Source organism: Desulfoplanes formicivorans, assembly GCF_001748225.1.
GTDB lineage: Bacteria > Desulfobacterota > Desulfovibrionia > Desulfovibrionales > Desulfomicrobiaceae > Desulfoplanes > Desulfoplanes formicivorans.
The window spans coordinates 1-14,373 of record NZ_BDFE01000004.1 but is presented as its reverse complement, the minus strand read 5'-3'; the positions used below and the strand labels follow the sequence as shown (position 1 = coordinate 14,373).

Annotated in this window: 12 protein-coding genes; 2 read left to right on the top strand and 10 right to left on the bottom strand. The window is 49.8% G+C overall.

The annotated features are described in order from the left end of the window. Nucleotides 1–115 precede the first annotated feature (115 nt). Both cooS and DPF_RS00350 read left to right on the top strand, forming a co-directional pair. Nucleotides 116–1,993, top strand: a complete 1,878-nt coding sequence (gene cooS / locus DPF_RS00355; protein WP_069856808.1) for an anaerobic carbon-monoxide dehydrogenase catalytic subunit — start codon at nt 116–118, stop codon at nt 1,991–1,993. A gap of 175 nt (nt 1,994–2,168) precedes the next feature. Then, complete coding sequence (locus DPF_RS00350; RefSeq protein ID WP_069856806.1) at nt 2,169–2,945, top strand: ATP-binding protein; 777 nt, start codon at nt 2,169–2,171, stop codon at nt 2,943–2,945. A gap of 141 nt (nt 2,946–3,086) precedes the next feature. On the opposite strand, the gene DPF_RS00345 is transcribed toward DPF_RS00350, so the two are convergent. The 10 genes from DPF_RS00345 to DPF_RS00295 form a co-directional block, all read right to left on the bottom strand. After that, entirely contained in the window at nt 3,087–3,851 is a 765-nt protein-coding gene (locus DPF_RS00345) for an SDR family NAD(P)-dependent oxidoreductase (protein ID WP_083254361.1), read from the bottom strand. Between the two features lie 209 nt (nt 3,852–4,060). Next, nucleotides 4,061–4,411, bottom strand: a complete 351-nt coding sequence (locus tag DPF_RS00340; RefSeq protein WP_069856804.1) for a DsrE family protein — start codon at nt 4,409–4,411, stop codon at nt 4,061–4,063. Nucleotides 4,412–4,671: 260 nt separating this feature from the next. Beyond that, complete coding sequence (locus DPF_RS00335; RefSeq protein ID WP_069856802.1) at nt 4,672–5,328, bottom strand: flavodoxin family protein; 657 nt, start codon at nt 5,326–5,328, stop codon at nt 4,672–4,674. 299 nt (nt 5,329–5,627) lie between these two features. Further along, nucleotides 5,628–5,978 (bottom strand): DUF488 domain-containing protein, encoded by a 351-nt coding sequence (locus DPF_RS00330; protein ID WP_069856800.1) that lies wholly within the window; start codon nt 5,976–5,978, stop codon nt 5,628–5,630. Between the two features lie 174 nt (nt 5,979–6,152). Further along, complete coding sequence (locus DPF_RS00325) at nt 6,153–6,803, bottom strand: peroxiredoxin-like family protein (protein WP_069856798.1); 651 nt, start codon at nt 6,801–6,803, stop codon at nt 6,153–6,155. Between the two features lie 168 nt (nt 6,804–6,971). Next, nucleotides 6,972–8,912 carry an acyltransferase family protein gene (locus tag DPF_RS00320; RefSeq protein WP_069856796.1) on the bottom strand — a complete coding sequence of 647 codons (1,941 nt, stop codon included), beginning with the start codon at nt 8,910–8,912 and terminating at the stop codon, nt 6,972–6,974. A gap of 793 nt (nt 8,913–9,705) precedes the next feature. Next, entirely contained in the window at nt 9,706–10,887 is a 1,182-nt protein-coding gene (locus DPF_RS00315) for an iron-containing alcohol dehydrogenase (protein ID WP_069856794.1), read from the bottom strand. A gap of 573 nt (nt 10,888–11,460) precedes the next feature. Further along, nucleotides 11,461–11,868: an ArsR/SmtB family transcription factor gene (locus DPF_RS00305; protein WP_069856789.1), complete on the bottom strand. Its 408-nt coding sequence runs from the start codon at nt 11,866–11,868 to the stop codon at nt 11,461–11,463. Between the two features lie 135 nt (nt 11,869–12,003). Further along, nucleotides 12,004–12,303 (bottom strand): hypothetical protein, encoded by a 300-nt coding sequence (locus tag DPF_RS00300; RefSeq protein ID WP_069856787.1) that lies wholly within the window; start codon nt 12,301–12,303, stop codon nt 12,004–12,006. A gap of 338 nt (nt 12,304–12,641) precedes the next feature. After that, nucleotides 12,642–13,604 carry a permease gene (locus DPF_RS00295; RefSeq protein ID WP_069856785.1) on the bottom strand — a complete coding sequence of 321 codons (963 nt, stop codon included), beginning with the start codon at nt 13,602–13,604 and terminating at the stop codon, nt 12,642–12,644. Between the last annotated feature and the right edge of the window lie 769 nt (nt 13,605–14,373).

Below are 14,373 nucleotides of genomic sequence, written 5' to 3'. Positions count from 1 at the left end.
CAGCCGATGTACAAAACCGTTTTCATTTGGTATGGTATTATTGCGTATCAGTGGAGACGTTGTATGAACGGGGGGTGCCTGGATCGGACCCGAAACATGGAACAGGAGGCATATTTTGGCTAAAGAACCAAGACCTATCGATGAATTGACCATTTGGGACGACGCCAAGGCCATGCTCAGGAAGGCCCGCGCCGAAGGTATCCAGACTGTTCACGACCGGCTGGACAGGCAGACCCCGCATTGCAAATTCTGCGAGCTGGGTACCACCTGCCGCAATTGTACCATGGGCCCGTGCCGGGTCAGTGAGAAAAATCCCCTGGGCGTGTGCGGCGCTGATGCGGATGTTATCGTGGCCCGCAATTTTGGCCGGTTCGTAACCGGAGGTGCGGCCGGGCATTCGGATCATGGACGGGACCTCATTGAGGTTCTGGAGGCCATTGTCGAAGGTGAGACCAAGGACTACAGGATCGTCGCTGAAGACAAGCTGCGCGCCATTGCCGGGGAAGTCGGCATCCAGACCGAAGGCCGCTCGACCATGGAGGTGGCCCGCGACGTCATGGACTGTTTTTTTGCTGATTTTGGTTCGCGCAAGAAAGAGGTGTCCTTTCTGGCCCGGGTACCCCAGGTGCGCAAGGACAAATGGGCCGGGCTCAAAATGACCCCGCGGGGAGTGGACCGGGAGATCGCGGAAATGATGCACCGCACCCACATGGGTTGCGACAATGACGCGCCCAATACCATGATCCATGCGGCCCGCACGGCCCTGGCTGATGGCTGGGGAGGTTCCATGATCGGCACGGAATTGTCCGACGTCATCTTTGGTGTTCCCACTCCCAAGATGTCCACGGCCAACCTAGGGGTCATCAAGGCGGACAAGGTCAACATCCTGGTTCACGGACACAATCCCGTGGTCTCCGAGATGATTCTGGCTGCCTCTCGCGAGCCGGAACTTGTCAACCGGGCCAAGGAGCTGGGCGCAACCGGCATCAATGTGGCCGGTTTGTGTTGTACCGGCAACGAGTTGCTCATGCGCCAGGGTATTCCCATGGCAGGTAACCATCTGATGACCGAACTGGCCATCATCACGGGTGCGGTGGAAGCCATTGTGGTCGACTACCAGTGCATCATGCCGTCCCTGGTTCAGATCTCTGGATGCTATCACACCAAGTTCATCGACACGGCCAACAAGGCTCGTTTTACCGGGGCCATCCATTTCGACTTCCAGCCCAGAACGGCCATGAAGCAGGCCCGTGAAATCGTGTCCATTGCCGTGGAGGCCTTTGCCCAGCGCGATCCGGGAAGGGTGGACATCCCGTGTGAGCCCATCGAGATCATGACCGGGTTTTCCAATGAAGCGGTCATTGCCGCCCTGGGCGGCTCCCTTGATCCCATGGTCCAGGCCATTGCCGCAGGCGACATTCGAGGCGCCGTGGGCATTGTCGGCTGCAACAATCCCAAGATCAAGCAGGATTCCATGAATGTGAAGCTCGCTGAAGAGCTGATCAAAAAGGACATCCTGGTACTTGTTACCGGCTGTGTGACCACGGCCGCAGGCAAGGCCGGGCTTCTTGTGCCCGGAGCCATTGAAAAGGCGGGTCCCGGCTTGCAAAAGGTCTGCGGCTCCCTGGGTATTCCGCCTGTTCTGCATTACGGCTCCTGCGTGGATAATGCTCGTATTCTGCAGCTTTGCGCGGCCCTGGCCAACGCCCTGAAGGTGGACATTTCCGATTTGCCCGTGGGCGCGTCCTCGCCCGAATGGTATTCGGAAAAGGCCGCTGCCATCGGCCTGTATGCCGTGGCCTCGGGCATCTATACCCACCTTGGCCACCCGCCGAATATTCTGGGTTCCAAGACCGTAACGGATCTGGCCGTATCCGGCCTGGAAGACCTGGTTGGCGCGACCTTTTTCATTGAACCCGATATGGTCAAGGCTGCCGACATGTTCGACCAACGCATCCGAACCAAACGCAAGGCCCTTGGCCTGAGTGAGTAACAACATGCCCTGGCATCCCTTTGCCCCATTTTGCAGGTGTATCTGCGTGCAGGGGGTGCTAGGGCATTGGCATGTAATGCGGAGTCATCAGATACCTAAATGATCTGTTGGTTGTTGGAGCAAAAGACATCCATACATTTGCAAAAAGCGGGAAAGGCCTTGGGAGGCATGTTGCATGAAGATAGCGTTTGCAGGCAAAGGCGGTGTAGGCAAGACCTCGTTGTGTGCGTGGGTGGCGGACTGGCTGGCCCGAAGCGGGAAAAATGTATGGCTGGTGGATGCGGACACGGCGTTGTCCCTGGGCCAGGCCTCGGGCCTGAGTGCTGATGCCCTTCCCGAGCCCCTGGTCCGGCGCAGTGATCTGGTGCGCGAACGCATTCACGAAGGCGGGTTTTTGAACCTGAATCCTGAAGTGGGCGATCTGCCCGAGGAATTGGCGGTTGATCTGCCCCTGGGAGGCACGCCATTGTCCGGGACAACCCCCGGGCGCAAGCGGCTGTTGGTCATGGGCGCGGTCACCAATGCGGGCGGCGGGTGCGCGTGTGACGCCAATGCCTTGCTCAAGGCATTGCTGGCACATATCGTCATGGATCGCGACGACTGGGTGCTGGTGGATCTGGAGGCGGGCGTGGAACATCTGGGTCGAGGTACAGCGACCCATGTGGATGGGCTGGTGGTGGTTTCGGAACCCAGCATGCGCAGTTTGCAGACCGGTGCCCAGGTGGGACGTTTGGCCCTGGATCTGGGAGTGACCAACCAGCTGTTGGTGCTCAACCGCTACAAGGGCGGGGAGCCGCCGAGGCTGGATGGCCTTCCCGAAAAGTGGATGGCTGTGCCGGTGGTGGAAGGTCTGATCAAACGCCAGATGACGGATACGTCTGTCCTTGGATTGCCCGAGAGTAAGCGGCTGGACGAACTGGTGGCCACGCTGCTGGATCGGCTTGCAGGCTGATGGCGTGGCGTATGGTGGCTGACGCCTGTATCTTTGTACATGAAATATACTGCCAGACAAGGAATGCTTTCCATCTTTCTGCCCACCCTGCGGAAGCACGTTGGGTAACAGTCCCTCTGTTCACGATGACCTCTCCCTGATTCAACCCATCCACATTCCTCCGTTGATGTCGAGTACCGCGCCCGTGGTGAATGCCGCACCCGGTGTACACAGATACCAGATGCCGTGGGCCAGTTCCTCGGGTTTGCCGGCCCGGCCAACGGGGATTGCTTTTTCACGTTCGGCCAGCAGTTCCGGAGAACTGACGCGGAGTACCCGTGGGGTGCGCACCAGCCCGGGGGCAATGGCGTTGACCGTGATGCCAAAGGGCGCCAGTTCCTTGGCCAGACGGCGGGTCAGGCCGATGACTGCGGCCTTGTTGGCGGAATATTCGATTGAGGCAACGGGTAGCGCCGTGCGTCCGGCCACAGAGGATATATTGACGATGCGGCCGTAGTGATTGTCTTTCATGACCGGGACCAGCTCCCGGGTGATGAGGAATTTTGCCATCACATTCCAGTCGAAACTCTGATGCATTCCCTCCTGGGTAACCTCCTCAAGGGGTGGAGCGTTAACAAATCCGCCCGCCGTATTGACCAGAATGTCGGCTCGGCCCCAGGTATCCAAAATGGTCTTTGCCGCAGCCTTGACCTCGGTCTCATGGGCGCACTCCGCCTTGACGAATATGGCCTCGCCACCCGCGTTGGTGATCTGGTTGACGACCGCCTCGCCTTTTTGGGGGGTGCGGCCGACAACAGCAACCTTTGCACCCTCAGCGCCAAAGCGGATACATGCGGCTTTGCCCATGCCTGCTGTACCTCCGGTGACCACAGCCACCTGCCCCTCAATAGATGTCATTGATTTCATATTGTTCCCTCCATGTTTCGGCGTGCTGTTCTTTGTCCACGGACAACCGGGCGCACAACACCTTTGATATATGAGGATACCATGGGGGATATGTTAATTCAATGCTAATCGTTTTGGGATACAAAAAAGCCCGCATGGTCCGAAATGTTTCCGGTCATGCGGGCCGCGCACTGCACGTAACCCTTTGTCTGCCGTCAGATATGCTTCTTTTAGATGGTGATCAGTTTGCCATTGTTCTGCAGGATTTCAGTGAGGGGAGCGCCCCAGTAAATAACTTCAACATGAAGTGCTTCCAGTGTCTTGACGGCATCCAGTTCGTCGGCACAGGCCCGACAGGCGGAAACATGGACTCCAGACCTTTGGGCCTTCTGCACAAGGGCCTGAATATCTTCATTTTCCTTGACCAGTTTCACGGTTGCCCCCCAGATGATGAGGGTTATTTCATCCCACAGCTTCCGCTCCTTGGCGGTGATGGCGTACATGAAAACCATCAATTCTGCGGTGACGGGATTGTCGTTGGTCCAGAGGATATTGAGTTTTTTGGGGCTCAAAGGGGACATGGGAGCACTCCTTGGTGGTCCTGAAAAAGATTCTGTTTACGGTGCTGGATGAGAAAGGAAACCGTGCCCGGGCCGTTAACACAATGGAGCAGCTTGGGGCCGGGATATTGTGCAATGTTTGGCGCGAGATAGAGGAGCCTCTGGCCTTGACCACCTACCGGAATCGGGGACGGTTGCTGCCCGGATGGAAGAAAACGGGTGGAAAAGGGCTGCGTGGTCCCTTGCAAAAGCAACCGCAATGCCTGGCCGTGTTTGACTCTTCATGTGGTTTCACGGTTTCCGGCCAACCTTGTGGCGATTTCCCTGCCAAGTTTTTGAGCCTGTTCCCACGTCTCTTTCTGGTCTTCAACCCGGCAGTACGTTTGGGGGAGGGTATTGATATCATCGCCAAAAAGTCGGGGCAGGGCGCTCATGGAACAGGTTTGCCCATGACTGCAACGTACGCATTTCAGATTGCCGGTCACCTTGAGCTGGCCGAGCACTTCCATGCCTTCATGGGTCAATGCCGTCTTGATCTGCGCGCTTGCCATATCTATCCCGGGGGTGCCGCGACCATTGCCTGTGACCACGGTGACGGCCAACTTGCCCTGGTTGCAGCCATGGCGGTGTCGCAGGGAGAACAGCCTTTCCAAAAACGCCTTGGTAAAGCTGTCCAGTGATCCATAGGGTGGATAGCCGCCAACAACCAATGCCTGAGCCTGCCTTACCTTTCGGGCCACTTCCGGGAAATCGTCTTTGACTTTGCAGATATTGTCGTTGACGCATCTCATGCAGGCCATACACCCCCGGATGGTATGCTGGGACAGTTTGATGAATTCGGTTGCAAGGCCTGTGCTGTTCAGGACCGCCTGGACAAGGCGATCCGTGTTGGAATTTTTGACCGGGCTTCCTGAAATGCCGATAACTTGAGCACGCATTGTTTCTCCGGGGTAAAAGGAACGTTGCTTTCTTGAATGAATGATCAAGTTAAAAAAAGGAGGAAGTAGTGTCAATGCTTTTTGAGCAATCGTTCAATAAACGACCTCAAGGCAGCATCCTTGTCACGCTCTTGGCCTGCAACAGCACCTCTGGCACGAAGACACGGTTTGCGGGTCATAGTCCCTTTTTTCTGTTGCCACGAGAATCTGTCGCGTCAATGAAGGTTTGGATGCCCGCAACCGCGTTCCCCGTGCCAAGACCAGCCGAACACCATGTGACCCAGCACAATCGCGGCAGGTTATGAGGTCAGCTTTGCCAGGAAGTCTTTCAGAACATGAGCGTGGTTGTGTTTTCTGTCTTTTGCACCGTACAGGAGAACAAGGTTTTGCCTGTCCACCTCTTTAAGATGTTCCTGGGCCCTGTGTTTGTTGGTGCGCAGTTCGTCCAGGTAGCGTTTCCTGAATTCATTCCATTTCCCAGGATCATGACCAAACCAGATGCGCAGTCCGTTGCTTGGAGCCAGGTCTTTCCAATGGCCGTCAAGATGGGCTGCTTCCTTTGAAATACCGCGTGGCCACAACCGATCCACAAGAGCGCGATATCCCTGGGGCACGTCATCATCATATATACGATGGATCTTGATATTCATCCGTGTTCCATCCTGTTGGTCACATGGGATTACCTTTTTTGATCTCCCAACGGGCAGCCTGCTGTTCCTGGCAGGGCAACACGTTGTGCCGTGAACCCCAACGAGTTGTCTTCCATGCCGTGAGAGGGGCTTGCAACAACACCCAGATGCAGGGATTTTGTGTTTTCGGGTGGATTATTTTTTAAGGGATCGCAGTGCCTTTACAACGTCAGCCGGGTCGGCGCGCAGGGTATAGTCTGCAGCAACAAAAGCATAGGCAATGGTGCCGTTGGTATCGACCACAAAGGTTGCAGCAAGGGGCAGGTCAAATTGATTTTTCCCGTTGTGTCCTTCGATATCAATGCCAAAGCTTGTATAGATGGGGCGCAACTCCTGGGACAGAGTGAAGACGATGCCGATTTCGCGGGCATACGTGGAGTTTTGGTCCGTAAGAACCTCAAACTCCAGTCCATGTTTTTCAGCCGTTGTAAGAGAGGCATCAGGAAGTTCCGGGGTGATTGCCACCAGGGTTGCTCCTGCTGCCTTGATGTCTGGCAGGGCCTGCTGGTAGGCGTGCAGTTCCATATTGCAGTAGGGGCACCATCCCCCGCGGTAAAAGATGATGACCACTGGGCCGTTTTGTCGAAGAGTCGCAAGATGGCGGGTTTCGCCGTTGTGGTTTGGCAGCGTAAAGTCCTTAAGGGTGTCGCCTTGTTTGGGTGCGTTTTCCACCAGGTCCGACTTGGCCAGTTTTTCCAGATCGGCAAGCATGATCTTCTGGGCGTCCTTAGGAATCTTTGCCAGATTCTGGGCCTTTAGTTCTGCCAGCTTTTCAGTGAGGGACATGGGGTTCTCCTGTAAGGTTGGATGACAATGATGAACAATTGTGAACAACAAGGGGTCCGGGGATGGACTGTTTGTGCACACAATCGCTGAACTGATTTTTTTGAGAGTGCATCTGAGTGCATGGATACGTTTTTGTTACTATTTGAATATATTTAACATGTTTTAAAATTAAATAAAAAGGGACAGGTAGTTAAGTATCCTTGTGTAGGCAATCAAAGACCCCTGTGTGCTTAAATGATCATCATCTATATATAAACAATCGTTGTCTTTCACGACAAGTGTCATGTCATTGTTTATATACAGATCTGCTGTAGGGATAATATGGCAATAAGAATATTTTTTTGAAATGGTACGTATGAGGGATCGTCCTTTCTCATAGTCGGGATTATGTACATGTTGTATATATCGCATGGTTCCCTTCTTGGGAACGATGCCTAAAAATGAGAGGTATTGGGGAGCATTTTTATCCCCAAAAAACAGTTCTGGCGGATCTTCAATCAAAAAAACCTGCGATCCGATTGTTCCGATATACTCAAGCAGGTCTTGGGTTTTTTCAATGTTCTTATTGGACCATCTTGCTGCAATAATGACAATTTTGGGTTTCCACTCTTTTAAGCATCGAAGCCTTGACGTATCAAATACATATTTTTCATCGGCAGTAAAATAGCGCGTACCTTGGGCCTTTTGTACCGGAATTGAAAAGAATGTTGGCGTGCCTTCTGCACCATAAAAGCAAATGGAAGTTCGTGTATCTTTTGCAACTTCATCCAGAAGTCCTGACCACATGAGTGCGTGTGAGTCCCCAAAAACCATAATTTCTGGTAATTTTGAACCATATATTTTTTTAATACCCTCACGCAGGTATTGGTCTTTGTTCATACGAATCTTTTTTCGAACAGTTATGCCCTGCATCCTTTTGGGTATGGTGTTTGGAGATGCTTGATACGGGGATACGTTGTACATATTTCCTTTCCACTCGGTTCTGGTAAATCCAGAAATATCTTCTGTATGCTTTGAAGCTGACAGGTCATAAGCATAGAAAAGAATAGAAAAAAGCATTAAAAAAATATACGGGACTATTTTTATGTTTTTCCGAGTATATTTTTCAATGACTGAATATGAAAAAATGGACAGTAAAAACATTATGAATAGTTTCGTAAAAAATGAAAACTGGATATCTTCTTTCAAAGAAATATTTTTTGAGTATATTAGCACAGGCCAATGCCATATGTATAACGAATATGATATTTTCCCAATGTAAACAATGATTGGAATTGATAGTATCTTGTAAACAAAATTATTTTTTTGGTTTGAAAAAGCAATAACGCATGCAGACCCAAAAACAGGTGCTGCAAACAAATATGATATTTCGGATTCTCCGGAAATGATAAAAAAAGATGTTAAAATAAAAGCAAGTCCTGAAAAAGCAAAAAAAGTATTGCTAAAAAATATTCTTGAATTGTATTTTGTGTATAAAATGGCAAGCAGGCATCCTGTTCCTAGTTCCCATGCACGTGTTGGAAGCAAATAAAACGTTGCTTCTGGATGAAATTTTGATCCATATATAAATAATGATAAGCTGGCTGCAACACAGAAACATAAAATATGAACAATGTATCTGCTATAATATTTTAAAAGAAATATAAGTATAATCGGAAAGAAAAAATAAAATTGCTCTTCAACAGACAAAGACCATGTGTGTAAAAAAGGAGAAGCTTCCGCATTGGCTCCCCAATAGTTGCCCTCAAGCAACCAGTGGCTGATATTGGCCACTGACAACAAAGAAGCCATGCCCTGCTGCCCCAGGTCGTTTATATCCGGTTTGTAGAGGATCATATACCCGGCAGTGAGGGAAGCAAAAACCATTGCAATCAAAACCGGCAATATCCTTCGTACTCTCCGCAACCAGAATTGCTTGAAGGAAAAGGTATTTCTTTCATGTTCTTTTAATATTATTGAGGTAATGAGATACCCTGATATCACGAAAAAAACATCAACACCAAGGAATCCACCAGGAATCCACGGAATATCCATGTGAAACAGGATAACTGGTATAACAGCCACAGCTCGTAATCCGTCTATTTCCGGGCGATACTTGATGGAACTCATTTTTTTTATGCCTGCGATTTATGGGTATACAAATATTTGTATATATCTGCATGTATTTTTTTGTCGTAAATCGTGTTTGATGAAAAATATTGGTATAAATAGGTTTTTGAATTGCCTGTCCCAGGCCATCAGATGTGTTTTCAGATATTTCACAATAGGGCCGCATGGATTTGCATGTGCAGTACGCTGTAGCCAGCAGATCATTTTTCTGTGGTGTTGAAAAGAACCTGACCTGGAAGTTTATGTAACGCGGGAAACAACTGTCCATAAACAGTGGATGGCCCTGGTAGACTCTGCAACATTTTGGCCATGGTTGTTGATGGGCTTACGTCTGTACACAGGGATTACCGTTTCATCCAACGGCACCATCCATGCCAGTCTGGATTGTGTCTGTGCGATGGGCGTTGCTTGCGGGGCGACATGGCCGTGCACAAAGCCCTTTTCAAAGACGATGGCCATTTTCACGTTCGGTTGCACGGCAATCAAATCCGTTGGCGCTGTTTGGGGTTGGCAATCTGAAATCTTTTGTATGCTGGTTCAATCGTCTTTAGGGTATACAAGGGAGGAGGGAAGGATGTTCATGCAGGCGCGGTCATGTTGCAGCCTGCTTTGATTTTGGAGGTCCGGGAACGAATGTGCCCAGGTGATTGCCGGGACAAGGGGAGAGGATAATTGCTTATGACCGGCTGATGGCCAACAAGCCGGGCAGGTATGTCCTGTCCGGCTTGTTGGCGTTATATCGTTGTTTGACTTGCATCGCTCCGACATGAGGGCTTTCAGTGCAAGCGAAGCGTTACAAAGCCGTTTTGTAAATGGCAGCCACATCTTCGGCCTTCATGCAGCGCGGGTTGGTCAGCCCACAGGCATCTTTTTGGGCGTTAGCAGTCATAATGGGGATATCTTCTTCCTTAATCTCTTTGCCATAGCGCTTGCCCAGTTCAATGAGCCCCTTGGGGATACCCACATCAGATGACAGCTGGACAATGGCCTCCAGAGCCAATTCCGCAGCATCCCGTTGGGAGAGGCCTTCGATATTGACCCCCATGAACATGGCAATATCTGCAAAGCGATCAATGTTGGAAATAAGGTTGAACCGTTCCACATGGGGCAGCAGGATGGCGTTGCATTCCCCATGGGGCAGATCGTAGAAACCGCCCAGCTGGTGAGCCATGGCATGGACATGGCCGAGGCTGGCATTGTTAAAGGCCATGCCGGCGAGATACTGGGCATAACACATTTTATCCCGGGCCTTGATGTCCTGCCCGTTGGCAACCGCCTTGGGCAGATACTGTGCGATCAGTTCAATGGCTTTTTGGGCACAGCAGTCGGTCATGGGGGTGGCAATGGTGGAGACATACGCTTCAATGGCATGGGTCAGGGCATCCATGCCTGTTGCTGCCGTAAGTCCAGGAGGCATCCCCATCATGAGCTTGGGGTCATCAATGGCTATGTCCGGCGTGACCCTCCAGTCTACAATGGCCATTTTGATCTTCCTGGAAGTATCCGTGATGATGCAGAACCGGGTCATTTCACTGGCCGTTCCTGCCGTGGTATTCACGGCAAGATACGGAGGCAGAGGATTGGTTGCTTTATCCAGCCCCTCAAAATCATGTATTGTGCCGCCATTGGCAATGACGAGCCCCACACCCTTGCCGCAGTCGTGAGAGCTTCCTCCGCCCAGGGAAATAAGCGAATCGCAATGGGCGTCCTTGTATGCTTGTACTCCGTCTGCAACATTGGTGTCCGTGGGATTGGGTACGGTTTCGTCATAGATCGCGTATGCCAGGCCGGCTGCATCCAGCAGATCGGTAATGGTTTTGGTGATTCCTGCAGCAGTGATGCCCTTGTCCGTGACAAGAAGGGGGTTTTGGGCCCCAAGCGCCTTGATGCGCGCGGGAATTTCCTTGGAAGCTCCAATGCCGATCAGTGTGACGCTGGGAATAAAAAATCCGTATACCTGTTCGATAACAGCCATGCTACCCTCCGGGTTTGAAGGTTTATCATCCCCTGTGCATATCACGAGAGTAAAAACATTGCCAGAGCCATGCCTGGAAAGCTGAAAGAAGGAGCATGCTGTTCCATGTGCCGTGGGCACCATACAGGCTCATCGAAAAATCGCAGACATGTTTGTGTGGCGGAATTCGTCCAGTTTCCATCCGGACCGGGTCCATGCCCGCTCTCGGAATCAGGTGGAAAATCGTGCGCAAGAATGGGAGACGTCGGGTCAGGGTATGGGGCAGGGTCAGCTGAAGGGACGCGTTCTCAAGGTTGAGCCTGACCGGACTGTTTCGATAATAGCAAACACATGCAATGCGTTGTTCGCCTTGCCGGTCAAAGCTCCCGGCACGTTTTTTCAAGCCGGAACCTTGGGGCTGGGCCTGTTTGCACGGTCAGATGGGCGTGTGTTGTGGAAGCAATAAGACAGATTTTTGGGCAATGAGCGCCTGCGGTACCAGGGGTGTTATCCGGAACCACGGTTTTTGGTGTCAAAAGAGGGGGGTGAGGAAAAAAGGGCGGTGGTGGAGGGTAATTCGTCTATCCCGGCAGGCTATACTCCGCAGGAGCTCAGTTCTTCCCATTCCTTGCTGCCTGGCCCTATGACGCACCTGCCATTCTGGCGCAAGGTAAGACGCAATTTGCATTTTTTGATTTCATCCATGAATTCTTCTTCGGGAATACTTCGTACTGCATTTAATATGTTGATTCTGAACGGATGATTTCCTTTCTTGAGGGTGTAAAAAACCCATTTTCCTTCCTTTTCTGCAAAAACAAGATCCGCCATTAATAATGTCTTTAAGTTTCGTGAAACATTATAGTATGAATCACCAAGTACATCTATGGCTTCGGCTACGCAGATGCGTTCGTCTATCTGAACAAGAAGCCAGAATAGACGTAATCTGTTTGGTTCTGATAATGCTTTTAATGCCCGCACATAAAAGTTGTTGTCTGATAACATTTTTTTATGCTCCAATATGTATTGTTTGACCAACTATAAAAGGTAGGGATAGATCGATATATAAAAATATAAGATCCTGTTTGTGCGAATCAATCAAAACGAACGAACAATAGTTCGATTTGATGACTTGTGTGTTCACTCATTTCTATTCTGGTTTTTGCGTTTGATGTCTTTCATGATTCCGATCAGGAATAAAATAATGCCTACAACGAAAACCATCGCAGAATGCAATCCATGAAAGACCAACTCCTCCCTGCTGGCACCAGAAAAATAGGCAATCCAGAACAGAGGGCAGGACAACCCCAGCAACGCAATGAGAGCACCCTGTCTGGCTGTTGCTGGTATTTTCTTTTCAGCGAACATACAGCGCACAGCTCGCCAGATATGAGTGTACGGGCACAAATATTTAATACTTCGTAAAAAATCAAGTTTCATTGGTTTTGTCTTTTTTGTTTGTAAATGAGCATTTTATGACAATTTTATATTGTATAGCGCAATGTGATTGCCATATTTTATGTATTCAAAAGCGCATGCATCATAATGTGTTCAATCTAAAAGTATACGGTATGTTTTTGAATATATTTTTAACTGTAATAATCATATATTCTTGATGGTGTTGCATATGTGTCATGCGGCTTTTTGTTGTCTATGTTTCCAGCAGCATGATATATAAATTCAAAAAAATCAGAAAGTTATTTTCATGAAACTGGGGCGTACCCCAATAACAGACGCTCAGGAAAGATTTTCTGCTATTGGGGTACGCTGCGTAGGGGTTAACTTACGGTGATAAAAAACCATCCCCCAGCCATGGCGATCAGGATAACGGTACAAACAAAAGCGATAACCGCCTTGGGTTTGAGTACCGATGAAATAATCGCGATTTCCGGCAGGCTTGCACCAGTTCCGCCTATGAGTAGTGACATCGCTGCCCCCATGCTCATCCCTTTTGCAATCAAAACCTGCAGAAGGGGAATCGCCATTTCTATTCTCAGATAGAGCGGAACTCCAATGGTCGCAGCTACCGGAATGGCATACCAGCTATCATTGCCAACGTACCTTTCAACCACATCCGCAGGCAGGAAGGCAGCCGACAAAGCGCTTATGACTGCACCAATCAGTATATAAGGAATAATACGTTTAAAGAGTGTCCACGCAAAAGGCATGGCAGCAACAACGCGACTATAATGGGTTGCGCATGTTTTTTGTGGTTGACCACAAGAACATGATGATAATGGCTGTATGGACGTGTTGGAACATGTATTCATGTTCGCACTACAACAAGTCGTCTTGTTGGTGATATTGCGACGAATTTCATGTTTTAAAGGCGTGATTCTGATGATGTATCCAGCAAGAATGGCCCCTCCCAGGGTTAGTATGAGATAGATTGTGGCCACTTTTACGCCAAAGGTGGCGAGAATCAACCCGACAACAGCAAAGTTACATAGTGGTGCGGAGATCAGAAATCCAAAGATTGTCCCCATGGATGCACCCACTTCGACCATGCCCATAACAACGGGCACCATTGATGCGCTGCAAAAGGGGGTCAGTATGCCCAAAAGGGCTCCTATTATCGGACCGCATTTTTCATGCTTGGACAGCTTTTTTTGCAACTTCTCCTGCGGGATATATTCCCGGATGATTCCTGTGATGATGGACACGATCGCTATGATGGCTACCAGGGCCAGGCCAACGTGCAAGAATTCGTTTATCGCTATTACCCACTTATTTTCCTGCATATTTTTAGTTCCTTCCTTTTGAATGTTATTTCATTAGCGCTAACGTGCAAACGTTGCTAGCAAAACTCTCCTTGATGAGCAAGTGGAAAAACGAGGCTTGTGAATTTGGTTTTAGGAAAACGCCCAGGGAGCTTTGCATGCGCAGATCACGATTTGTTGCGGATGCAATTGTGGAGTGATTGAAGGCCGGGAAGGAAGGAGGAGGGTCCTGCTCCAAGGGCCAGACTTGAGAAGTCGGAGTTAAGTCTCTATCCTGACAATCAACCAGGAGGAGTGGATGATCAATATTTGCAGGACTTATGATCTATGATGCTGAATTTAAAACGGATGCCGTGATGGTGGCCGACGAACCCGGTGGTGGTTCCAGCTGTTGTCGAAAGTCTGGGAGTAGGTGCCGATTATATGTCATTGGTGGCGGGACTGAGGAATTAAAATCATCTCGTCTTTCCAAGTAAAGGAAATCAGCCCTTACGGGCGAGCAGCGCAGGATCACAATTGCTACGTCCGCTGAAGCATTCGATCTTGTCCCACCACCTATCACTTGTGCTTTTGCGGATTCTTATCCCTGAGCATTGTTTTGGATTCTAATAATTTTAATGTGGACTGGATGGTATAGAAGATTTAGAAAAGATGTATCAGACAAGGAAGTTAACGTAGTTTAAAATTGTCAATTATGATTTGCCTGCAAAAAGTAAAAATGTCGCTCACAGTAAACGGAAAGACTTAAACGGATAATTTCATGATGTGAGCACAAAATTATTCCCGGCTA